19 protein-coding genes, 1 tRNA gene and 1 pseudogene are annotated in these 22822 nt (G+C 44.8%); 12 read left to right on the top strand and 9 right to left on the bottom strand.

The window, feature by feature from the left end:
* Nucleotides 1–139 precede the first annotated feature (139 nt).
* The 6 genes and pseudogenes from rhuM to G395_RS0107130 all read right to left on the bottom strand — a co-directional run bounded on the left by rhuM (nt 140) and on the right by G395_RS0107130 (nt 4007).
* On the bottom strand, nt 140–1102 hold the full coding sequence (gene rhuM, locus G395_RS0107150; RefSeq protein WP_026629424.1) for a virulence protein RhuM/Fic/DOC family protein: 963 nt from the start codon (nt 1100–1102) through the stop codon (nt 140–142).
* A gap of 9 nt (nt 1103–1111) precedes the next feature.
* Nucleotides 1112–1801: a hypothetical protein gene (locus G395_RS0107145; protein ID WP_026629423.1), complete on the bottom strand. Its 690-nt coding sequence runs from the start codon at nt 1799–1801 to the stop codon at nt 1112–1114.
* Nucleotides 1802–1803: 2 nt separating this feature from the next.
* Nucleotides 1804–3072, bottom strand: a complete 1269-nt coding sequence (locus tag G395_RS28845; RefSeq protein ID WP_051350050.1) for a site-specific integrase — start codon at nt 3070–3072, stop codon at nt 1804–1806.
* A gap of 319 nt (nt 3073–3391) precedes the next feature.
* The gene (locus G395_RS32690) at nt 3392–3589 is read right to left on the bottom strand and encodes a hypothetical protein (protein ID WP_026629422.1); all 198 of its coding nucleotides are present in this window, start codon (nt 3587–3589) and stop codon (nt 3392–3394) included.
* Nucleotides 3590–3592: 3 nt separating this feature from the next.
* Nucleotides 3593–3712: pseudogene (locus tag G395_RS32685) on the bottom strand (Fic family protein); the annotation flags it as partial.
* 76 nt (nt 3713–3788) lie between these two features.
* The gene (locus G395_RS0107130; RefSeq protein WP_026629421.1) at nt 3789–4007 is read right to left on the bottom strand and encodes a helix-turn-helix domain-containing protein; all 219 of its coding nucleotides are present in this window, start codon (nt 4005–4007) and stop codon (nt 3789–3791) included.
* 118 nt (nt 4008–4125) lie between these two features.
* Between G395_RS0107130 and G395_RS0107125 the strand changes: the two genes are divergently transcribed.
* The 4 genes from G395_RS0107125 (at nt 4126) to G395_RS0107100 (ending at nt 11167) form a co-directional block, all read left to right on the top strand.
* Entirely contained in the window at nt 4126–4386 is a 261-nt protein-coding gene (locus tag G395_RS0107125) for a hypothetical protein (protein WP_026629420.1), read from the top strand.
* Nucleotides 4387–4987: 601 nt separating this feature from the next.
* On the top strand, nt 4988–8029 hold the full coding sequence (locus G395_RS28840) for a SusC/RagA family TonB-linked outer membrane protein (RefSeq protein ID WP_157486607.1): 3042 nt from the start codon (nt 4988–4990) through the stop codon (nt 8027–8029).
* Between the two features lie 19 nt (nt 8030–8048).
* Nucleotides 8049–9731, top strand: a complete 1683-nt coding sequence (locus tag G395_RS0107105) for a RagB/SusD family nutrient uptake outer membrane protein (protein ID WP_026629419.1) — start codon at nt 8049–8051, stop codon at nt 9729–9731.
* A 203-nt stretch (nt 9732–9934) separates the two neighbouring features.
* Complete coding sequence (locus G395_RS0107100) at nt 9935–11167, top strand: sensor histidine kinase (protein ID WP_026629418.1); 1233 nt, start codon at nt 9935–9937, stop codon at nt 11165–11167.
* 46 nt (nt 11168–11213) lie between these two features.
* Here G395_RS0107100 and G395_RS0107095 read toward each other — a convergent pair whose 3' ends face one another.
* A complete protein-coding gene (locus tag G395_RS0107095) occupies nt 11214–11795 on the bottom strand; it encodes a hypothetical protein (protein WP_026629417.1) in 582 nt (193 codons plus the stop codon).
* A gap of 12 nt (nt 11796–11807) precedes the next feature.
* Nucleotides 11808–12590 carry a hypothetical protein gene (locus G395_RS0107090; RefSeq protein ID WP_051350049.1) on the bottom strand — a complete coding sequence of 261 codons (783 nt, stop codon included), beginning with the start codon at nt 12588–12590 and terminating at the stop codon, nt 11808–11810.
* Nucleotides 12591–12751: 161 nt separating this feature from the next.
* Here G395_RS0107090 and ubiE point away from each other — a divergent pair, with 161 nt between their 5' ends.
* The 3 genes from ubiE to G395_RS0107075 all read left to right on the top strand — a co-directional run bounded on the left by ubiE (nt 12752) and on the right by G395_RS0107075 (nt 14336).
* Nucleotides 12752–13474: a bifunctional demethylmenaquinone methyltransferase/2-methoxy-6-polyprenyl-1,4-benzoquinol methylase UbiE gene (gene ubiE / locus G395_RS0107085; protein ID WP_026629415.1), complete on the top strand. Its 723-nt coding sequence runs from the start codon at nt 12752–12754 to the stop codon at nt 13472–13474.
* Complete coding sequence (gene porT / locus G395_RS0107080; protein WP_035360599.1) at nt 13447–14151, top strand: type IX secretion/gliding motility protein PorT/SprT; 705 nt, start codon at nt 13447–13449, stop codon at nt 14149–14151. The genes ubiE and porT overlap by 28 nt, the downstream gene beginning before the upstream one ends.
* Before the next feature lie 110 nt (nt 14152–14261).
* Nucleotides 14262–14336: transfer RNA gene (locus tag G395_RS0107075), tRNA-Val, on the top strand.
* Nucleotides 14337–14450: 114 nt separating this feature from the next.
* On the opposite strand, the gene G395_RS0107070 is transcribed toward G395_RS0107075, so the two are convergent.
* On the bottom strand, nt 14451–15608 hold the full coding sequence (locus G395_RS0107070; RefSeq protein WP_026629413.1) for a Gfo/Idh/MocA family protein: 1158 nt from the start codon (nt 15606–15608) through the stop codon (nt 14451–14453).
* A 115-nt stretch (nt 15609–15723) separates the two neighbouring features.
* On the opposite strand from G395_RS0107070, the gene G395_RS0107065 reads away from it, so the two are divergent.
* From G395_RS0107065 to G395_RS31610, 5 genes are all read left to right on the top strand, one after another.
* A complete protein-coding gene (locus G395_RS0107065) occupies nt 15724–17835 on the top strand; it encodes a bi-domain-containing oxidoreductase (RefSeq protein ID WP_026629412.1) in 2112 nt (703 codons plus the stop codon).
* The gene (locus G395_RS28835; protein WP_051350047.1) at nt 17832–19685 is read left to right on the top strand and encodes a heparinase II/III family protein; all 1854 of its coding nucleotides are present in this window, start codon (nt 17832–17834) and stop codon (nt 19683–19685) included. The genes G395_RS0107065 and G395_RS28835 overlap by 4 nt, the downstream gene beginning before the upstream one ends.
* Nucleotides 19642–20898 (top strand): glycosyltransferase family 4 protein, encoded by a 1257-nt coding sequence (locus tag G395_RS0107055; RefSeq protein WP_026629411.1) that lies wholly within the window; start codon nt 19642–19644, stop codon nt 20896–20898. Before G395_RS28835 ends, G395_RS0107055 begins: the two co-directional genes overlap by 44 nt.
* Nucleotides 20899–20944: 46 nt before the next feature.
* Nucleotides 20945–21565 (top strand): thioredoxin family protein, encoded by a 621-nt coding sequence (locus G395_RS0107050; protein ID WP_026629410.1) that lies wholly within the window; start codon nt 20945–20947, stop codon nt 21563–21565.
* 123 nt (nt 21566–21688) lie between these two features.
* Nucleotides 21689–22813 carry a 4Fe-4S dicluster domain-containing protein gene (locus G395_RS31610; RefSeq protein WP_084439494.1) on the top strand — a complete coding sequence of 375 codons (1125 nt, stop codon included), beginning with the start codon at nt 21689–21691 and terminating at the stop codon, nt 22811–22813.
* The last annotated feature ends 9 nt before the right edge of the window (nt 22814–22822 follow it).

Genomic DNA, 22822 nt, shown 5'->3' with positions numbered 1-22822 from the left:
TCATACATTTCTGTCTATTACAAATGTGTTGTTGATGCAATGTACTGCTTTTACAGTAAACAAAAGATTGGGCTTTATATTATGACTTTTGCTTCTGACTGCTGGGTGTAATTTTGCATTTTGTTAGAATCTGGAAGGTTCATTGGTTTCTATTTAGAACGCTAACCACCAATTTCTTCACTGTTTCCATCTCCTCAGGCTTGCTGCTCGCTGCGAACAAAGTAAGGCTGGCAAGTGCCTCATTGCTTATAATAGGATTTCCTGATTGTGGCGTTAACAGGCGATTAAGTTCCAGAAAGAGTAAAAAGCATGCAGCAGCAATACGCTTATTTCCATCCACAAAACCATGATTCTTGATAATAAGGTATAGCAAAGTAGCTGCCTTCTCTTCAATGGACGGATAAAAGTCAACATCCCCAAATCCTTTACCGATTTGCACCAATGCGCTCTGGAAGCTCCCGTCCTTTTCCTTTCCAAAAACATCGGAATCAAAATCTGCCTTCATGGCTTCAACCACGCGATAGTAGTCTGATATCTCCGGATACACGGCCTGTTTAGTGCTTATCCCCTTAGCATCGAGCTGTCCATGGTCGTAATCGTCTAGCAATTCCAGTCCCTTCGCAAATTGTCCCAACCAGGCAAAATCTGTTTCGGTCACTTTATTCTCGATTGCTCTGCTTAGTATCCGAATGCCGTCTTTGAGGGTTTGAACTTCTTGTTGTTTCTGTGAGAGCCGTTGCTCGTTTATTGCGTAGCCTTGAATCAAGAAGTCCTTTAGACGTTGGGTTGCCCATTGTCGGAACTGAGTACCCTGTCGTGATTTAACGCGGTAACCAACGGAGATAATCACATCGAGGTTATAATGATCTACCTGGTATTTTTTGCCATCAGCTGCAGTTGTCGCAAAATTTGCGACAACTGCAGCTTTGTCGAGCTCTCCTTCTTCAAACACATTGTTTACATGCTTGCCAACCGTTTTTATATCCCGCCCAAATAGGTCAGACAGCTGGGCACGAGTAAGCCAAACAGTTCCCTCGCCAAATGCAACTTCGATTTGAGTCTGGCCATCGCGGGATTGGTAAATTTCAACTTTATTGTCCATCACTGAATGTTATTTGTTAGGAGCACCATAGAAAAACGCTCTCAATTCCTCCTGTAAGTGTTCGGGGATATTCGTTGCCGTCCGAATCTCAGACGCTTCCTTCTGTAATGATGATAAAGCGGAATTTTTAAAGCTTTCAAATTGATGTAGTGCTATTGCAGTACCTAAACTAGTGGCCTTCATTGCATACTCAGACCCATTTGGATCTTTAATGTCATTAAAAAGGAAGGAAAACAGACGCAGGATTTTGTCCCTGTCCTTGCCCTTTATTTCAGCTCTTGCTCCGACATAGACCGGTTCCATCTTATAGGATTCGTAGTTGTCGATAATCCATTCCAGGCAAGTCTGAAGGCGTATCTTATCCTCCTTGCCGGAAGTCAGCTGAATCCTGGCGGGTAGAGAGAATTTGAAGTAGCGCAGAAAGCGCTCCTTTTCGTCGAAATGATGGTAATGATATTCAAGGCACTCGATGGACTCTTCGACTGAGCTAAAATAGCAGAGCAGATTAATAATATCGTTCTGATACCTTCTTCGAGTGGGCCTTTCCGGAAAGTGTAAATGGTATGGGTGTGTCGCCTCTCCAATTTCGTAACGGAAATATGGAGTGAACTCCAGGCTGTCTTGATGCTTTAATCCAAAGTGCTTTTTGAACCTTTCAAACTCAGAGTAGCCAGATTGGTAATCAGTTTGTTCTGCCATAATCACTCATCTTTAAAGCGCTCTTTCCAGATCTCGGAAAGCTGCCGCGCATACTGTTTCTTAGTTACCTTAATATATGTCAAAAATGCCTTTTCGGTCCTGTGACCGGTAATCGCCATAATCGCGTAACTCGGTGTGCCGGCGAGATACTCGTTCGTTGCAAACGATCGCCTGGCAGTATGAGACGTAATTAATGAAAACTTACTTACCTTTTTCTGAGTTCTTACTTTCCCCTTCTTCTCGAATAAAGCTACATCATCGCTTAGATTTGCTTTCTCGCCGATCTCTTTGAGATACTCATTCATTTTCTGATTGGATATCACCGGTGGCAAGTGGTTTGGCGTCTTACCCTTATATTTTTCCATCACTTTCCTGACAATTGGGTGGATAGGGATTTCCAGGAATTCGTCCGTCTTGATAGTCTTCGTTTTCAGATATTTGAAATCTGGTGATATGTTTTCAGCTTGTATCGTCGTGAGATCGGAGAAACGTAAACCGGTAAAGCAGCCAACAATAAAAAGATCCCTGACTTTTTCCAACCTTGGCTCAGCTGACAGGTCAAGCTTCATCAAGAGCTTGATTTCTTCCTCATTTAGGTAGATTGAGTCCACTTCCTTGCGGGGCGTCGAAAATCGTCGACTCTTAAACTCTATATTGTCATTTTCCTTCCGCTCAGTTGCTTCGTTCAGGAAGAACTTCAAAAGCCCGGTGTGCTTGTTCTGCGTGTTCTCGTTATACTTCTTAACCTCGACCATAAACCGTTTAAAATCATGATAGAAATCCAGCGTGATGTCGTTGAAGGCAATACTCTTCTTTTTCGCATCAACCTGGTATTCCATCAGCATCTTCAAGTGCGAGCGGTAAGTTTTAACCGTATTAGCATTCTTGAATCCTTCTACCGACTTGATGTATTTGCTAATGAAATCGGCCAGGCCTGGCTTACCTTTCTCGGGAGCTGCTTCGTATTTGTCAGTCCTGATCTCACGCTCAAATAGCGGTTTTAAATCGGCGGGAGTAATCGGCAGCTTCTGATAAAGCCGCTGCTGGTATATCTTCTGAACTTCATTCCGCCATCGGTCCAGGTTGGCGTTGAGTTCCAAGTATGCCTCATGGCTTGCTTTCGCCCGCTGGTTTTTGGCGTCCCAGGATTTGGGCTTTATAAACTGATTTGTAGAAACAACAACCTGTTCAGTACCATAACGGAAGTACAGGGAAATCAGGCAATTGCCATTTGGCTTTGGCTTTTTAAGATAGTATTTTGAAGTGGCCATTAAGCGACAACTTAGTTTACACAAATCTATCTTAACTGATTTGGTTTACAAAATGGTTTACGATAAAAATCCTTTGCGAGGTTGTATATTGTCTAACCCAATTTTATATATTTGCCGTTAGTAGCTCTGAATCAGAATATTTTAAAGAAAAGCTCATGAAAGTGTCACTCAAAGGTTCGATTCCGTCCATCACCACAACTTAAAGCCGCTACGAGCAATCGCAGCGGCTTTTTTGTGAATTCTTAGTATGCCTAACTCTTAGGTCTTACAACTCCGTTAACCGGTAACTCGTGCTTCTTCCACCGGAATTTTCCTTTTTCTAAAATACCTTGTTCAACCAGATTTTGAATGTCTCGAAGCGCGGTGTCTGGAGAGGTCTTGTTTGTATAGCTTCCAAAGCTCCGTCGAGGCAATACAAAAACCATTCAAGCCATTCGGTGATGTCCAGATCGCCTTTTTGCGTTTTTTCGAGAATGTCGTAATAACGTTTGCGTTTCTGCTGGATTTGGGCAGACATGCTCTAAAAACGCTGCGCGCTCTCATCCGAGCGTGCCAGTTGCATGTTGGCGATGGACCGGGCAATTCTGCCATTGCCGTCGTCGAAGGGGTGAATGGTGACAAACCATAAATGGGCTATTGCCGCTTTTTTTAATTATAGCACATCAAGTTATTCGCCGCATTTTATGCGGTGATTAGGCATTTTAATCACCGCATAATTATAGCTCTGAGAAAATTTCGCTTAGCGGCATCCCCAAGCCTTTGGCGATTTGCTGGAGATAGAAAAAGGATGGATTGATTTTTCCTGCTTCAAGGCGTTGTATCGATTGCTGATCTTTGTCGATCACGTGCGCGAGCTCTTCCTGCGTGACGTTTTTCATTTTACGCAATTCCTTTATTCTTAGACCAAGCTTCGTTAGTTCTTCATCCTTTTCCATAGAATGATAAAGGACACATTAAACAAATACATTCTGCACAACGAATACGTTGTATTTTGTTGAATTTGTTTACATTTGTTAAACAATAGGATGCCTTCGTTTTAACAAATCAGCACACATGAACTTCAAAATCCTAACTCTTCCCAAACCAGAAATTCAAATCTGTCTCCACCGGGATCGTAATGACGAAAACCAGGAAATCGTTCGCATTACAGCATTCGTCGTCGACTCCGCGAGTCAGGAGTTAATGTTGGAAACGGTGGCACAATTTCCGGATGCGGGATCGGCAGGGCGGTTTGTGTCTGATTTTTCGATAGAATCGGGGAGAATATTTTTGGAAGAATGTCTGAATGAAAATGGAATCATAATTATTCGTTGAACATTACTGCCTGAGTCGTTATCTGGTTTAAACCAAATCGCGGAGCGATGCCATATTGGTAGCCGCAGGGCGGTAGCCAAACGTGTTCATAAACAATAAAGAATCCCGGCGGGATGCAACATCGCGTAAGCCGTCGCATCCCGCCGGGATTTGCCTTTGCATCGCCATTATTTGTTACTACCAATATTGCATCCCCCTGGGATTCGCAATGTTACTCAGCTATTATCAATTAAATCCAATTCACCTCCTGACACAAACTGGCCCTTTACATTAAAAACCCATTAAAAAATCCTGAATTATCCAACAAAAAAATGGTTCGATTCTATTTTGGCATCGTTCCCGACATCGTTTGCATAAAAATATTTGGATAAATTCTTTGGCATTTCTTGCTAAACGCTAACCTTCCTTTTAGCGAACACGGCGTCCGTGAAAAAGATAATCAATAAATTCTTTGATTATTAATATACCGATCCGCTTTCGCATTCACCTGAACATTCATTTCCAAACACATGCTCCAAACCGCTTTTTCCGGCAGGATTGTACCCGTTTTTGAATGTCACTTTTGCATTAATAAATAGAATAATATAAACTGTTATGATGTATGTTTAGAAAACTACAAAGCGTATCGGCCCTGGGGCTGGTGCTCATGTATGGAGTCTTACCGGTTGGTAGTCAGCAGGTTTATGCGGGAAGCCATGCCCCTATCGTGGCACATCCGGTGGTGTTGACAGTTGGGAAGGAAGGGTTGAATTCTGTTTTGGACATTTCGGGAAAAGTGACGGGGGATAATGGAGAGGAACTTCCTGGCGTCAGTATTTTGCTGAAAGGAACGACTACGGGCGCTACGACGGATGCAAATGGTTCGTACAAAATCACGATCCCGGCGGGAAGCGCGACGCTCGTTTTTTCTTACGTAGGTTATATCAGTCAGGAAATTGAGGTGAGCAACCGCTCGGTAATCGATGTGAAACTGCTGGCGGATACGAAGGCGCTGGAAGAAATTGTGGTGGTGGGTTACGGAACGATGAAGAAAAGTGACGTTACGGGGGCGATTACGTCGGTGAAGGCGAAGGATATTACGGCGATTCCGACTACAAATGCGCTGAGGTCGTTGCAGGGGAAGGTTTCAGGGATCGACATTACGCAGAGCTCTGGTCAGCCGGGTGCGGATATCAACATTGTTTTACGTGGAAATAGGTCGTTACGGGCTGATAATAAGCCGCTTGTGCTGGTGGATGGGATTCCATACGGTTCTTTTATTGACATTAACCCGACGGACATTGCGTCGATTGAGGTTTTGAAAGATGTAGCTTCGACTGCGATTTATGGAACGCGCGGTGCGAACGGGGTGATCATTATTACCACGAAAAAGGGCTCATCCGGCAAGTCGACGCTGTCGTTCAATTCCTATGTGTCGATGAACAAGAAAGCGCTGTATCCGCGGATGATGAACGGGGAGGAATATGCGCAGCAAAAACGTGAGGCTTACCGGACCACAAATGGCGATGTTTACCGGAAGGATGAAGATATTTTCCAGGTTATCGAATTGCAATACATTAAGGATAAGCAGTTTGAAGATTGGCAAAGCTACATTTTCCACAATGGCTTAATGCAGAATTATGAGATCAACCTCACTGGCGGCAGCGAAAAAACGACATTTTCGACGTCATTTGGTTACCAGAAAGATAAGGGCCTGCTGCTCAATGATGTATATCGTAGACTGAATGGAAAGATCAGTGTGGATCATAAGCTAAATGACCGCTTCCGTGTTGGGTTAAGCGCCATTTATTCTTACAAAAACCAGGATAAGCGCGACAATCCGCTGAATATGGCCAACAAAATCCTTCCTATTGCGAAGGCTTTTAATGATGACGGCACATTGATCCTAAACCCTGCGCCTGGTTACAGCGCGCAATTTACGCCCCTGGCCGACGAGCAGCCCGGCGTTTTTGTAAATAACATTGTGGACAAACGCCTGTTTTCTTCGGCTTACCTGGATGTGAAAATCACGAATGATCTGTTTTTGAAATCAACGATTGGTCTGGATTTCAGGGACTTCCGTCGCGGATATTACAAAGGTTATAACACGATTGCCAACGTAGGCCGTAACTCGAACTCAGGTGTTGAGATCAATAATTATTTCAATTACACCTGGGAAAACACATTGAACTACAACAAAACCATTGGTAATCACCAGATCCAGGGGCTTTTGGGAACGAGTTCGCTGGGGACCAAATATGAAGAATACACATCGTCCGGCAACAACCAGGCGTCGCCGATCACCTCTTACCACGACCTGAATTCCAACACCATTTCCAAAGCCATCGGCAGCCAGTTGCGGGAAACAACCATTGCTTCGTTTTTCGGAAGGGTTAATTACAAGTTGAGCAACAAATACATTTTCCAGGCGTCGTTGCGTGCGGATGGATCTTCGGTTTTGGCCGCAGGGAACAAATGGGGCTATTTTCCGTCCGTGTCGGGAGCTTGGCGCGTGATCGAGGAGCCGTTTTTACAGGATAGCAAGGTTTTCAATGACCTTAAATTGCGCGTCAGCTGGGGAAGATCGGGGAATTCAACCATTGATCCTTATGCTACAAAAGGCGGTTTGGGGCTTTCTGCGTATGCTTTCGGGACGAGTGCGGCATTTGGTTACTGGCCAAAAGTGATCCCGAATCCAGCATTAACCTGGGAAACAACGGGCACCTGGAATGCTGGTCTGGACTTTGGGTTGGCCGGAAACAGGATTTCGGGAACGATCGACGTTTACCGCTCGCGGACGCGTGATCTGCTGCTGCCTAGCTTGCTGCCGACGCACACGGGTTACAGCGAAATCCTTGAAAACATTGGTCAGGTCGAAAACAAGGGGATCGAGCTTGCTATAACAACCCAAAATATTGCTGGCAAAGCATTCAACTGGTCTACGGACTGGACATTCACTTTGAACCGTGAAAAGATCATTGCATTGAACAATGGCGTAACACGGAATGAAGCCAATAAATGGTTCGTAGGAGAGCCTACAAAGGTGTTTTTTGATTATAAAAAGATCGGAATCTGGCAGTTAGGTGAGGAGGAAGCGGCTTTGGATTTTGGACAAAATAAGCCGGGCGATGTAAAAGTGGCCGATATGAACGGCAACGGCGTGGTGGATCCGGGCGACCGCACTACATTCTCTAATGTGCCGAAATTCTCTTTCGGGGTCAATAATCATTTTGAATACAAAAACTTTGACCTGAGCGTGTTCGTCTACGGCCGCATCGGACATTATATCAACTACGAATACAATGCAGGCGGTTATAAGCCAAGCGCGCTTGAAAATTCTTCGTACGTAGATTACTGGACGCCGGAAAATCCGACTAATGCTTTTCCAAGGCCAAACAGCTCATATTCAACCACAAATTATTTGTATCAGTCCACTTTGGGCTATGTCAAAGGCTCGTTCGTGAAAATCCGGGATGTGTCGTTAGGCTACAACATTCCTTCGGCTTTGACCAAAAAGATCGGTGTGGGCCGGGTGCGGGTTTACGGAACGCTGCAAAACTATTTCACTTTCAGCAAGATCAAGGATTACGATCCGGAGCGCGGCGGCGATCTGAGCTTCCCGCTGGTGAAGCAGATGATCTTTGGTGTAAACATTGATTTTTAATTCAAAAACAGACATTCCAATGAAAATAAAAATAACGGCCTTTCTCATGGCTTTTTCGCTCGTGGGGCTCACTTCCTGCGAAGACTATCTTTCCGAAACCAATAAAAGCGGCCTGACAGAAGACCCGTTTTTCCAAACGGAACTAGGGATAACAGCAGCTGTAAATGCTTCTTATTCAGGAACAAGACTCTGGTATGGCAAAGAGTTTCCATCCGCATTTGCCGAAACCGGCACCGATCTTTTCCTGCGTGGCGGTGATAACAAGGCCAATCAGATTTCGGATTATACCGTCGATCTGAATGGTGCTCAAACGAATTTGAAGGATTACTGGGGACATTTATATAAAGCTTTAAACACTTGCAACACAGCATTGAAGCTGCTCCCGGCGCCGATTTTGTCGGAAGCGATGAACAAGCAATATGAAGGCGAAGTGCGGTTTTTGCGGGCACATTACCTGTGGCTTATTACCGAAACCTGGGGCGATGTAGTGCTGCAAACGGAGCCAACCGCCGGTGCCGTCACTACTGCAAAAAGGTCGAGTGTTGAGGATTTTTATAAAGTGATTTTTGCTGATCTGGACATTGCGATCGCAAATCTGGCGCCCGCGAAATCGACAAACGGCCGTATTACGCAGGACGTGGCAAAAGCATTCAAAGCCAGAATGGCCCTTACCCGTGCGAGTTCGACCAACAATGCTGAGATGTATGCGTTGGCGGCCACATTAGCCAAGGAAGTGATTGCATCCGGTCGCTATGCCTTGTTTTCTGATTTTAAATCGCTTTGGGACATGAAAAATTCCGAAGGCGGCACTAATTCCGAGGTCGTTTATTATGTGAATTACACCAATGACGACACCATGAACGGGGATTATGATGCGGCCGCGGGCAAGGGCAACAACAGCCATTTGCATTACATTATGGTGTACGATAAGCAGCCCGGCATGGAGCGCTCGGTCGCTTACGGGCGCCCTTACCAGCGTTATGTGCCCACATTGCATTTGCTTGATTTGTTTGATGAAAAGGTCGATCAGCGCTATGCAGGCACATTTCAGACGGTTTGGCTTGCCAATATGGCCAATCTGAAAGCCGGAACGGTGAATGGTTATCCTAAGATGGCTTTTGGCGACACATCCATGGTTTTTATGAAAACGGTGGCCACGCCTGCACAAATTGCAAACGCAGCCGGCCGTTACAAAATCTTCGACCGCAACACGATGTATAAGGAAGACGGATCACTGCTGTTAAGGTCCCAGTTTATCCAAATGAGCAAATTAATGGACCCAACCCGCCTGACGGCCAACCAAGAATGGAGCGCGCGCGACGGATTTGTGATCCGGATTGCCGAACTATATCTGATCGCGGCGGAAGCATTAATGAAGACAAATCCTGCCGAAGCGCTGACTTACATCAATGATCTGCGCAAAAAACGTGCGATTCCGGGTAAAGAAGCGAGTATGACGGTCGCAGCCAAAGACCTGAACATTGATTTCATCCTCGACGAGCGCGCCCGCGAGCTGGCAGGCGAACTTTTCCGCTGGTACGACCTGAAACGGACCGGAAAACTGGTAAGCTACGTTCAGAAATACAACATGGACGCCAAAGCCAACATTAAAGAAACCCATAATCTCCGCCCGATTCCGCAAGTGCAATTGGATGCGATCACGAATAAAGACGAATTCAAACAGAATCCAGGGTATAACTGATTGTTTTTAGAACATTAATTTTCGGAGAGGGACACTTTTTGAGCAGCCGCCAGACGGTAGCCGCCCATAAGGAATCCCTCTCCGATTTATGTAAGCCGCTCCGCATCCAGCCGGAATCGTACAACCGCTGGGTGTAATTGCTAACTTTGGCCCCGACCGTAGAACACGGTCAAAGTTGGCGTAAGTAAATTAGTCATTTTTGAATGCATAAAAATCTTCACAAGGCAGGCATAATCGTTGCCGCTTCTATCCCTGTTTTTATTTTGCCTGCCCGCCTGTCAGAAGGGCAATGGAATGACCCGGTAAATCTGATCGGCTCGGAAATTGTCATCTTCTTTATGAGCCTCGCTTGCTGGTATTGCATCAATTATATCCAACAAAAACAGGGGCGCTGGGCGGGATTAGCTCTTTCATTGCTATGCTGCTGTGTGCTTTCGAATGTGTTTTATTTTACATTCAACCCTATTTTTAAAGATTTTCCATTCAGGACAGCCCCCAACCCAATAGGAGTAAAAATCCTCATGCTCAGCAGCCGTGGCATTCTCATGAGCGTTATCCTGATCCCAGCAGCCTATTTTCTTAAAAGAGACGCCGAAACGCGCTTTCAGCGTAAGGAAATTGAGCGGCTCGCTATTGAAAAAGTTAAAATTGAAAACCGGCTTCTCGAGCAAGCCGTTATGGAACGCACCCAGGCCCTTCAGCAAGCTTTAATCTCGTTGGAAAAATCGCAGGAAGATCTTGAACATCAGTTATATATCCAATCACGCCTGGTCGCCTCCATTACCCATGACATTCGCGGGCCCTTTAGCTTTCTGATAGTCGTTTCCAGAGAAATTTCCCGGTTGGCGGACGCGAAAGATTATGAGCCTATACATGAATATAGCACCGAACTGCACAAATCACTTGAAACGATGATGGGTTTTGTGGAAAACCTGCTGGACTTTACCAAGCTTCCGGTTCATCAGAAGCTGGCTATAACCGAACAGGTAAATCTTGCACAGCTTGTAAAGGATAAGGCGGATTTGTTCGAGGGAATTATCAGGACGTATGGTAATGGGCTTGACGTAAATATTGACCCATCCATTCACGTATCCAGTAACCCCAATCTTCTGGGGATTGTTCTGCATAATTTAATTGACAATGCAAACAAACACACGCTAAACGGGATAATAACAATTACGGCTTCTGTAAACGGAACCGAAGCCCTGGTCATGCTTGAAAACACAGGGAATACTGTACCCGATAACATTATGCAATGGCTGAATTCTAATGCAGGTTCAGACGGTGCATACCCGCCGCTGGGTATGGCCGAGAGACTGGGAATCGGACTGATTCTCGTGAAGGAAATTACATCTCTGTTGAAAATCAAACTATTGATGGAATCCGTGGAGCAGGTAACAACGGTTACCCTTACATTCTCCCAGGATCATGAATAGTGCGCCTATTGCCTGCATATGTGACCAAGAAGACTTGTAAGAAAATTCAATTTCCAAAAATCCTCAAATCCGTAATTTCGCCCCGGTGCATTTCCAAAAACTCACAGAAGGACTTGATTTGCAGCATTTGAGCTGAAAAATCTATTGAATGGTCATATTCTTCCTGATACACATCTTTGAAATCCGTAATCACGTATTTCAGGCTGCGGATTCCTTTGCCTCGCAATGCAGGAAGATAAAAATTCTGGTGGCTTACTGCATAACATCCTGGCTGATAGTTACTTGTTGTTTTGATGTCGACGGCAACCATCTTGCCAAGCACATCCACATAGCCATAAAGCAGCACATCTTCGACCTGATATTCGCAATACACCTGCGTTTTCAGCATCGGGCGAGGCAGGAGCGTGCGCACGCGCGAAAGGATTTCAGGGTCAAATTCCTCCTCGTCAATGCCTTTGATTACCGCTTCCTCAAATGAAACGCCTTTCCGCTGTGCTTCCGTTTGCGGGACTGGCAGGCGGTTCACACTATTAAGAAGTTCCGTTTCAGTGATGTAGCCCTTTTCGAATCGGTCGAACCGGTTAAGTAACGTAGGATAAAGTTTGTATTTGACAGCGTTTGAGAACATTATGGACTTCTGCTAGTGGGATAATTTAAAACGATAGGCCAATGTTACGGCAATAAAACTGAATTTATCATTGGGTGTATCACTATATGATTCACTTTCCTCCGCATTGATCAGCCGCATGCCGGAAGTTGCATCGAGCTTATCTGTCCTCACAAAATAAAAACGATAATCGATGCCGATCTTCCAATGTTGAAACAATTTGTAATCTATAGAAGTGCCTACTGGCAGCATCCCTTCACGCGTTTTTTTAATGTTACGAAGGCTTTTGGGCCGTCCCCATCGCAGGAAATACGGATTGCGTGCGCTTAGTTTGCTATTGGTAAACCGGAGCAATTGATTGTTGTCCAAACCAAAAGCATTGGCATTAAAATGAATAAGACCAAACCCTCCATAAATGCTGAAGTCAGCATTGCCCGGCTCAAAATGGCTGAATTGTTCCGTCAAATTCCATTTTACGAATACTTCCACACTATTAAAAGCATTGACAAACCAGGAATTAAAAAAATCCGTGTTCTGACCGCCCAGCTTGCCTGAATGGTAATCAAGATGCAGGGAAAATTGTTTGTTAAGAGCCCTGCCAAAACCAAATCCCGAAATGCCACGCATATCCTGCTCATTCATTTCACCAAAAAACTGTGTTAATCCGGCGTTACAACTCAATGTAAGAGGTTGATAATCATGTCTGTCATAAGTTTTTTTCTGGCTGATGCCGTTGGACGAAGCCACGCGCCGGGTTTGCGCTTTTGCCGCTATTGTGGCCGTTAGCAGCAGGGCGGCGAGTAAATATTGATGCATGATTGACAACCGATTAACCATTAGTCCTGAGTTGATTCTCCGTTTAGACGCAGGTTTTTGGTTTCGGTCACTATGGCATTTGAATAACCTCATTCAGGCAGTCAGAATAACGACATTTATCTGTTAGTTTTGTTTAATTGTTATATCAACAGCAGAGCGAAATGAGTGTAGTACCATATAAGGACAAAGAGGGCAGCAAGAGGGAGCAAGTGGCCGAAATGTTTGACAATATTTCACCAAAATACGATCTGTTGAACCATCTGCTTAGCGCGGGAGTGGACATTTATTGGCGTAAAAGGGCTATTAAGCTGCTCAAAAAACAGGCGCCGAAAGTGATTTTGGACATTGCAACGGGCACCGGCGATTTCGCCATAGAAGCATTGGCATTGAAGCCCGAAAAGATCATAGGCGTTGATATTTCGGAAGGAATGCTGGCTGTTGGCCGGGAAAAAATCGCCAAACTCGGGAAGCAGGACATCATTACATTACAAAGCGGCGATTCCGAAAACTTGTCTTTCGAGAGCAATTATTTCGATGCAATCATCGTTTCGTTTGGAGTACGCAATTTCCAGAATTTGCTGGTGGGACTGAGCGAGATGAACCGCGTGATGAAGCCAAACGGAACTTGTGTGGTGGTTGAATTTTCCAAGCCGCGCGCCTTTCCTTTCAAGCAGTTTTATAATTTTTATTTCAAATATATATTGCCATTGATCGGTAAAAGCGTTTCCAAAGACAGTTCGGCGTATACATATCTGCCCGAGTCTGTTCAGGCGTTTCCGGATGGAGAAGCTTTTCTTGAAATCTATAAAAAAGCAGGTTTTATCAATACCAAATGCATTACACTTACCTTCGGGATTTGTTCGATTTACATAGGGCAAAAATAATATTAGGCATTCTTTTGCTGCTGATGGCGGCTCAGGAAGTGAAATCACAGGGAATAGGGTACAGGCGCCGTCATTTGGAATTTTATGATGACAAGCCTATACATTATGGTATCCTTTTCGGCGTGCCATTCACCCGCTTCAATATCAAGCACAGCAACGATTTTGTCTCCAAAGACTCCGCATTCGTAATCCAGTCCCCGACCAACGCGGCATTCCGCATGGGCTTTATCGTCAATGCATTTCTGACGGACCATTTCGACATCCGCACCACGCCCTCGGTCTCCCTTTACGACCGGAATGTCAAATACAGCTATCCTAATGGCATCGAAAAGACTGAAAAGCGTGAATCGACGTGGATTGAGATTCCTTTGTTGTTAAAATACAAATCCTTACGCAGGGTAAATTCCAGAATGTATATGCTTGCCGGCTTTACTTTGGGCTTGGAAACCAATGTAAAACGAAACCGGGGCGGGGGCCAGCTGGACACAAAATCAAGCGATTTCTCGCTTGACTACGGCATTGGCTACGAGCAGTTTTTCGAATTTTTCAAATTCGCGCCAGAATTGCGCTTTTCCCACGGGTTAACCAATGTTTTCAATCCATCCAAAAATTCATTAGGGACGGGAATCAATAAATTGTCCACGCACACAGTAACATTGTATTTAAATTTTGAATAAAATGGGCATTGATCTTCAATGAATTGCAATTTTTTTAAATTTTTTTTATCAAAAAAGTTGCAGAGAAGATTTTCGTCCTACATATTTGCACTCCCAAACGACGGGGAAAAGGGAGTTTAGCTCAGTTGGTTCAGAGCATCTGCCTTACAAGCAGAGGGTCGGGGGTTCGAATCCCTCAACTCCCACGAAAAGAAAAAGAGCATCGAGAAATCGGTGCTCTTTTTCTTTTATACGCAATTCCGTTTTATAATGAATGCCATCACTTAGCATTTAATAGAACGGAAGGTAGAAATAATTGCCTACAGATCAACCTGGCGCTTGGATGCTGCCGATTCCAGGCCAGCTTCCAAAACTTGAATGATTTTTAATCCGTCAGAAAAATCAGGCTTGATCGCCGTATCATTTTCAATGGCCGCTACAAAATCCACAACAGCGTGCACAAATGAATGTTCGTAGCCGATAATGTGCCCGGCTGGCCACCAGTTTCCGGCATAAGGATGCGCTGCCTCGGTTGCCAGAATGGTCCGGAAACCTTGCTGCCCGCTTTCATCTTCCCGCGAAAAATATTGCAGCTCGTTCATCCTTTCCAGATCGAAACAGAGACTGCCCTTGCTTCCGTAGATTTCGAAAGTAAGCCTGTTTTTCCGGCCTGCGGCAAAACGCGTGGCTTCAAATGAGCCTATTGCGCCGTTTTTAAACATGACCATCATCAATGCAGCGTCTTCCACGGTTACTTCGCCCATTTCGGTGCCGACTTCGCCTGCCGTCAGATTTCCGGTTGTTCCGCCATCCGCTACGACAGGCCGGTTTTTGATAAAATTGGTAGTCAATGATGAAACGCTCGCAATGTCGCCTACCAGATAATGTGCGAGGTCAACGGCGTGCGAATTGAGGTCCCATTGCGGGCCGGCCTGTGCATATTGTTTTTGTAACTGCCAGGTCAGCGGGAAGTTGGGGTCGATGATCCAGTCTTGCTGATAGGCACAGCGCCAATGGAAAATGCGGCCGATTTTGCCGTCTTCAATCATCTTTTTGGCAAATGAAACCGCCGGTGTCCTCCTGTAATTGTGGTTGAGATAATGCTTGACATTGTTATCCTCACAGGCTTTCAGCATTTCCTCTGCTTGCCTGCTGTTCATGGAAAGCGGTTTTTCGCAAAATATATGTTTGCCTTCTTTCGCAGCCTCAAGGGCAACTTCATAATGGAGTTGTTGAGGCAATGCAACGTCAATAATGTCAATATCAGGTCTGGAAACGAGCTTTTTCCAGTCTGTTTCTGTTTCTTCCCAGCCCCATTTTTCGGCAAATTCTTTGAGTGAACCTTCATGTCTGCCGCAGGCTGCTTTCAACACGGGTGTTGCGGGCATGTCAAAAAATTGCGGTGCTTTTTTCCAGGCGTTGCTGTGCGCGCGGCCCATAAACTTATAACCTACGATTCCAATATTCAGTTTTTTCATGCTTTAATTAAGCTGGATTTACTTTTTTACTTGAATTGCAATTATCAAAAATATTAAAATTTTGTTATTGCATTTAACATTGTAATTTCCGGCACTCAATAACACACTATATTTCATGAAGCAGCTTACGCAAAACCTGCGAACGGGGGAAACTTCGTTGCAGGAAGTCCCACCTCCGATTGTCCAGCCCGGTTATGTGCTGATCCAAACGCACAAAAGCCTGATCTCAGCAGGAACCGAGCGCGCATTGATCCGTTTCTCAAAAGCAAATCCATTTCAAAAGGCAAAATTACAGCCTGACAAATTCCTGCTCGCCATCCAGAAAATAAGATCCGATGGCTTGATCTCTACAATCAAAAGCATATCTAACAGGCTCGATCAGCCCATTTCACTGGGTTACTGCAATGTGGGCCATGTTTTGGAAATAGGCGAAGGCGTACAGGACATTCAAATCGGAGACCGGGTTGTGAGCAACGGGCCGCATGCAGAAATGGTTTGCATTCCAAGAAATCTACTTGCGAAAATTCCTGCGAATGTTGCTGATGATCAGGCAGTTTTTACTGTAATGACGTCCATTGGACTGAATGCGGTCAGACTCGTGTCGCCTTCCCTAGGAGAGACTGTTGTTGTGATCGGGCTGGGACTTATTGGCTTGCTGACCGCCGAAATGCTGAAAATCAGCGGGTGCAATGTGATTGGCATTGAGACGAACGAGGAAAGGCTCAAAGTAACTGTTTCAAGAGGTTTTATAGCCATTAACCCAAATGTGCAGCGTGCTGAAGATTACATTAATAATCTCACAAATGGCTTTGGGGCAGATGCAGTCATCATTGCCACCGCTTCCCAGTCTGATCAAATTTTATCGCAGGCTGCACGAATATCTCGGAAACGAGGTAAAATTGTCTTGATCGGAACGGCTGATCTCCGGATCAACCGTTCGGATTTTTACGAAAAAGAATTGACATTCCAGGTTTCTTGCTCCTACGGGCCAGGTCGCTATGATACTGAATATGAGCAAAATGGAAATGATTATCCGCACGCTTATGTCCGCTGGACAGAGAACCGCAATTTTCAGGCGGTGCTTCATTTGATGTCGAACGGCTCGTTCGATCCTTCCTATTTGATTGGTGGAAATTTCCCGCTAAACGATTTTAAGAGTGCCTATGCAAATCTGGATGCTCGAAAAAGCATTGCGGTGATCCTGGATTATCCTGAAACATGCTCGTCAAAAAGATCAATTCAGTTATTCAGGCAAAATTTTTCGGGAAATGATGGGGTCATCGGCATTATAGGTGCCGGGCATTACACGTCCGCAACATTGCTTCCGCTATTGAAAAATGCGTCGATCAAGCACATTGTCAGCGCAAACGGATTATCGGCGGCCGATCTGGCTCGTAAATACAACATTGCATGTTGCGGAACGGATTATCAGGATGTCCTCGGTGATCCGGAAGTGGATCTGGTGATGATTACAACGCGGCATAACCTGCACGCGCAAATGGCTTGTGATGCTGTAAAAGCCGGAAAGCATGTTTTTGTCGAAAAGCCTCTGGCTATTTTCGAAGATGAATTGAGCGCGTTTATCGACGCTTTTCAAAATGAAAATCCAGCGAATGTATCAGTTACAGTCGGGTTTAACCGGCGCTTTTCACCGCATGTACAGCAGATGAAAAGCTTGCTGGGAGATGCTGTGATAAACATTATTATCAATGTTAATGCGGGTTTTGTCCCACAAAATGCATGGATACATGATCGACAAACCGGGGGTGGCCGAATCCTGGGAGAAGCTTGCCATTTTATTGATTTGATTGCATTTCTGTCCGGAAGCAGAATTGAGTCGGTTTGCACAAATGCAATGATGCCAAACCCGACCGCAACGACGGATAATGCTTCTATTTTGCTCAAATGCGAAAATGGCTCAACAGGGGTCGTCCATTATTTTTCAAATGGGCATTCCCATTATCCCAAAGAACGCATTGAGGTCCATGCATCCGGACGCACTTTAATCCTGGATAATTTCAAAACCTTGCACGGTTACGGTTTCAAGCACTTTTCCAGGTTGAAAACCAGCCAGAACAAGGGGCATAGAGAGGCATTCAAAACGCTGCTGGACTTTATCAAAAATGGAGGAAAAGCACCGATTCCGTTTGAAGATATCATAAATACAACGGAAGTCACATTAGCAGCATTAGAAAGTCTGAAACTGAAAACCTGGATTAACATATGATTCAGATTTTCAAAAATATGGGCTTTCGATATATCCTTTGCCGCATTTGGCACGAAATTCAGCGCGGAACAGGATTGCTAATGCTTCGCTTTCCGGTTTATAAAAGGCCTTTGCCGCATTTTTCAAAGGAAGATTGGCTTCATCAAAACATTCAGTTTCCACTTGATCCGGCCAGAACAGATTTAATACAAAACACAGCGTCGTCCAGCTTGCAGGAAAGGGTTGAGCATATCCGGCGAAACCGCTTTCTTTTTTTTCACAACCGGTGGTACACAGTTCCCAATTGGCATACAAATCCTGAAAATGGATTTAAATACAATAAAAATACCCATTGGAGCGCAATTCCAACGCTTTCAAAAGGGGCAGGGGACATTAAATATGTCTGGGAAAAATCGCGTTTCTGCTTCCTGTTTGACCTTCTGCGCTATGATTATCATTTTCAAAGAGATCAATCTGAACTCGTCTTTGCATTAATTTTAGACTGGATCGATCAAAATCCTGTCAACCGTGGCCCGAACTGGATTTGCAGCCAGGAAATTTCGTTACGCGTTCTCAACTGGACTGCTGCTTTACATTACTATAAAAATTCAGAAACACTTTCCGCCGACATTTTCAAAAAGATTACGCAAAGCATTTACGATCAGATGCGGCATGTGGCAGACCATATTCATTTTTCAAGGAATGTGGTCAGAAATAATCACGCATTGACCGAGACATTGGCTTTGTATGTGATAGGATACGCTTTTCCTCAGTTTCCGGAAAGCCTGAAATGGAAAATCAACGGTAAAAAATGGTTTGAAAAAGAAATCGCTTACCAGATTTACCCGGACGGGACATTTCTCCAATTCTCAATGAATTACCACCGCGTGGCCGTACAATTGCTGACTTTGGCCATACAAGTGGCTGAGTCGGACGGGGAAAAATTCGATGATGTGATTTACGATCGCGCGCGAAAATCGCTCCGGTTTTTGCAGACCTGCGAGGATGATGTGAGCGGATGGCTTCCTAATTATGGCAATAACGATGGTGCATTGTTTTTCCCGCTTGCAGACAGCCATTTTCGAGATTTTCGCCCGCAATTAACCGCGCTTAGCAAGGTTTTAGGGAATGATACTGATTTCACACCTGGGTCAATAACAGCTTTTGAGAACGGCGGTTATTATTTAATCCGCGATCAAAAAACATTGACCTTCCTGCGCTGCGGCGCGTACACAGACCGCCCTTTTCAGGCCGATCATCTGCATATGGATATTTGGGCAAATGGTAAAAACATCATGCGCGACGCGGGTTCATTTTCTTACAACACGGAAGATAAATGGACAAAATATTTCAATGGGAGCGCCTCGCACAATACGGTCATGCTGGGAGATTTTGATCAGATGAAAAAAGGCCCGCGTTTTACTTGGTTTGGCTGGATTACAAAAACGTCAGGGTTTGTAAATGAACGAGTTAATGCATTCGAAATTGAGGCGGAATTTGAGGGCTTTTATCATTTGGGCAAAGGCATCAAGCATCACCGCCGCGTTACAAAGTCAAAAAAATGGCAGCAATGGATCATTGAAGACCGGATGGAAAATGCTCCAAAACCCCTTCCTATGCATCAAATCTGGCATCCTTGCCCGGATTTCTTTGAACATTATCATATGATCTCCTCGGATAAAGAGGGGGCTGTCATTGAATCTGAGGAAACAGAAGGCTGGCATTGCGGCACTTATGGAAGTAAGGAGGTTTGTCGAAGGTTGGTGTTTTCGACGTTTAGCGGATTTATGAGGACGGTGATTTCAGAAAAAAGATGTTATGAAACGAATGCACATTCTCCTAGTCCACCAATATTTTTTGGAAGACAATGATGGCGGCGGATCGCGGTGGAACGAGATGAGCCGGATTTGGGTCGAAGCGGGGCATAGGGTGACCGTTCTGGCTGGAACAACGCATTATATGAAAGGCAATTTGTCCTCTCCGGGTCAGAAAAGTTTTGTAATGCAGACAAATCGAAATGGAGTGAAAGTTGTTCGCTGTCATGTTGCCAAGTCTGCTGGTAATGGCTTTATGGAAAGGCTTTTAGCTCAGTTTTCATTTGTTTTCTCGGCAATTTGGGGTGGAGCTTTTTATTTGAAGGGAAAATATGATGTGGTGCTTTCCACATCGCCGCCGTTGTTTGTGGGCATTGCCGGTTTGGTGGTTTCTTGGATTAAAAGAGCTAAGTTCATTTTGGAAATCAGGGACTTATGGCCAGAGTCAGCAGTAGAGACGGGTGTTTTGCAAAGTAAGCCATTGATAAAGGCAGCATTTAGGCTTGAAAAGTTTCTGTATCATCGCGCAAAAGCTGTTACCGTGTTGACGCCGGCATTCAAAAGCATTTTAATACATCAAAAGAATGTTCAACCGGAAAAAATCTGGCTCATACCCAATGCAGCTGATTTTACCTTTTTAGATAATCTGGATGCAGATTTTGACAGGATTGCATTCCGAAAGTCGCTTGGGTTGGACCATAGTTTCATTATTATTTATGTTGGCGCGCACGGCATTGCCAATCATTTGATGCAACTCATCGACGCGGCTGAAATTTTGAAGGAAACTGCAACGCATTTTCTGCTCATTGGCGACGGTCCGGAAAAAGAGAAGCTGATGGCCCAGGCAAAGCACAGGAAACTGGGTAATGTTACATTTATCAATACAGTTTCAAAGTCGGACATTTTCAAATACATCCTCGCGGCCGACGCGGGCACTTCCGTTTTGAAACGAACCGAAATTTTTAAAACTGTTTACAGCAACAAGACTTTCGATTATTTCGCCTGCCAAAAACCCGTTTTGCTTGCTATCGATGGGTTGTCCAGACAGCTGATTGAGGATGCGCATGCAGGGCTTTATATTGAACCAGAAAATCCGGGTGATTTTGCGAAAAAGGTTTCTATATATCTTGAAGATCGGGGTCTCGCGCAGCTTCATGGGCGCAATGGTCATGCATATGCAAGGCAGTTCTTCGACCGGGAATCTCTTGCATTAAAATACTTGCAACACATTGAAACTATGCTTCAAATGCCATCTCAGACCAATCAATAAGAGGAACTGAAAGCACTTTCAAAGGGTTTTTTAATAAAGAAATAAAATGAAAAACGTAGCAGATTTATTTCCATTGGCAGTTACAGAAAATGCATATTCTTACGCTGACTATATGCGGTTGATGGAAAAAGTTGTTCTGGAAAAAAGGACAACCGGCGAAAAGCAATCGGAAGATCTTAACCATTATACAAGACTAAACCTGGCCCGGATGCAGCGCCTTAATAAGACCGTGATTGTGATAGAGGAATTGAAGGCGACCATTAACCAAATTACAATTCCACAAACCTGGTACATTTTGACAGAGGCCTGGTGCGGTGATGCGTCACAAAACATCCCGCCCATTGTTGCGGCGACATTGTCCAATCCGCTTATCACAGTCAAAATTTTATTGCGAGATGAAAATCCCGCGATCATGGATGCTTATCTGACCAATGGAGGCCGCTCCATTCCGAAACTGATTGCAGTGGACGAAGATTTTAACGAACTTTTTACATGGGGCCCAAGGCCAGCAATAGGTCAGGAAATGTTGAAAGCATATAAAGCAAACCCGACCATGACTTATCAGGAATTTTCGGAAGAAATGCAGCGCTGGTATATCGCAGACAAGTCGCTGAGTTTGCAGCGGGAATTACGGGTGCTATTGGAAGGGGTTTTGGTTGAAAAATGAGTTTTAAAAATCAGTTTAGTCTATATTTGCGATAGGCAGAATAAGCTTAGCAAAATCATACAAAGGGGTTTGTCGACGTATTTTAAAAACATATCGGAAGGAATCAGCACCACAGTGACCGGAATGCGGTTGACGCTGAGGCATTTGTGGAATGCACGGAAGCGCCGTAAAATGGTGGATATCCGTTCAGATGATTTTTTCGGAGGGCAGGAAGGGATGGTTACGATCCAATATCCGCAGGAAACCATTCCGATCCCCGACAATGGCCGCTATCGTTTGCACAATGAAATCGACGATTGCATTGTCTGCGATAAATGTGTGAAAGTTTGCCCGGTTGATTGTATTGACATTGAGCCGATTAAGGCAATAGAGGAAATTGGAAAAGCATCTGACGGGTCGTCGATCCGGTTGTATGCCGCGAAGTTTGACATCGATATGGCGAAATGCTGTTACTGCGGATTATGCACGACAGTTTGCCCGACAGAATGTCTCACTATGACCAAGACGTTCGATTACAGTGAGTTGGACGTTCGGGATATGGTTTACAATTATACCAATCTAACGCCCGAAGAAGCGGACGAGAAACGCCGCCTGCTTGAACAATTCCAGAAAGAGAAAGAAGCATTAAAAGCAGCTCCGAAACCGGCTGTGACAGCTGAAAAACCAGCGGCAAGTTCGGCCAGGCCTGTATTTAAGCCGGGTATGAAGCCGAAAGTCCAGGAAACTGAACCCGAGGCGAAAGAGGAAGCGCCAGTTGCAAAACCACCACGCCCGGCTTTCTTACCAAAGAAACCAGCGCCTGCTGCGGAAAAGACGGAGCCGGTTAATGTTGATCCGGTCAATGCAGAGCCGGTTAGTGCAGAGCCTGTTAATGTTGACCCGGTTAATGTAGAGCCGGTAATTAAGGAAGAAACATTCGAAGCGAAAGTTGAGGAGGCGCCTAAGCCGGCACCGAAGCTGCCTTTCAGGCCATCCATGAAGCCGAAAGTTGTCTCACAAGAAAAAGCGGATGTTGTTCCTACGGATGTTGTTCCTGGTGAGGAAGTTAGCCCAGTGGAAGCTCCCAAACCAGCAGCACGGCCAGTTTTCAAGCCAAAAATGAAGCCACCTGTTGCAGCTGAGGAAAAAGTTATTGAAGAGCCGAAAGTGGTAAATGATGAACCCGAGCAGCCTGTTGCAGAAAAAGAGCCGGAAGTTAAGCCAAAACTTCCCTTTCGGCCAACGATGAAACCGAAGTCAAAAGAATAGCATTGATAT

This window comes from Dyadobacter alkalitolerans DSM 23607 (assembly GCF_000428845.1).
In the GTDB taxonomy this organism is placed as follows: domain Bacteria; phylum Bacteroidota; class Bacteroidia; order Cytophagales; family Spirosomataceae; genus Dyadobacter; species Dyadobacter alkalitolerans.
The sequence above is the reverse complement of the archived record's forward strand: the minus strand, read 5'-3'. Positions and strand labels throughout refer to the sequence as shown.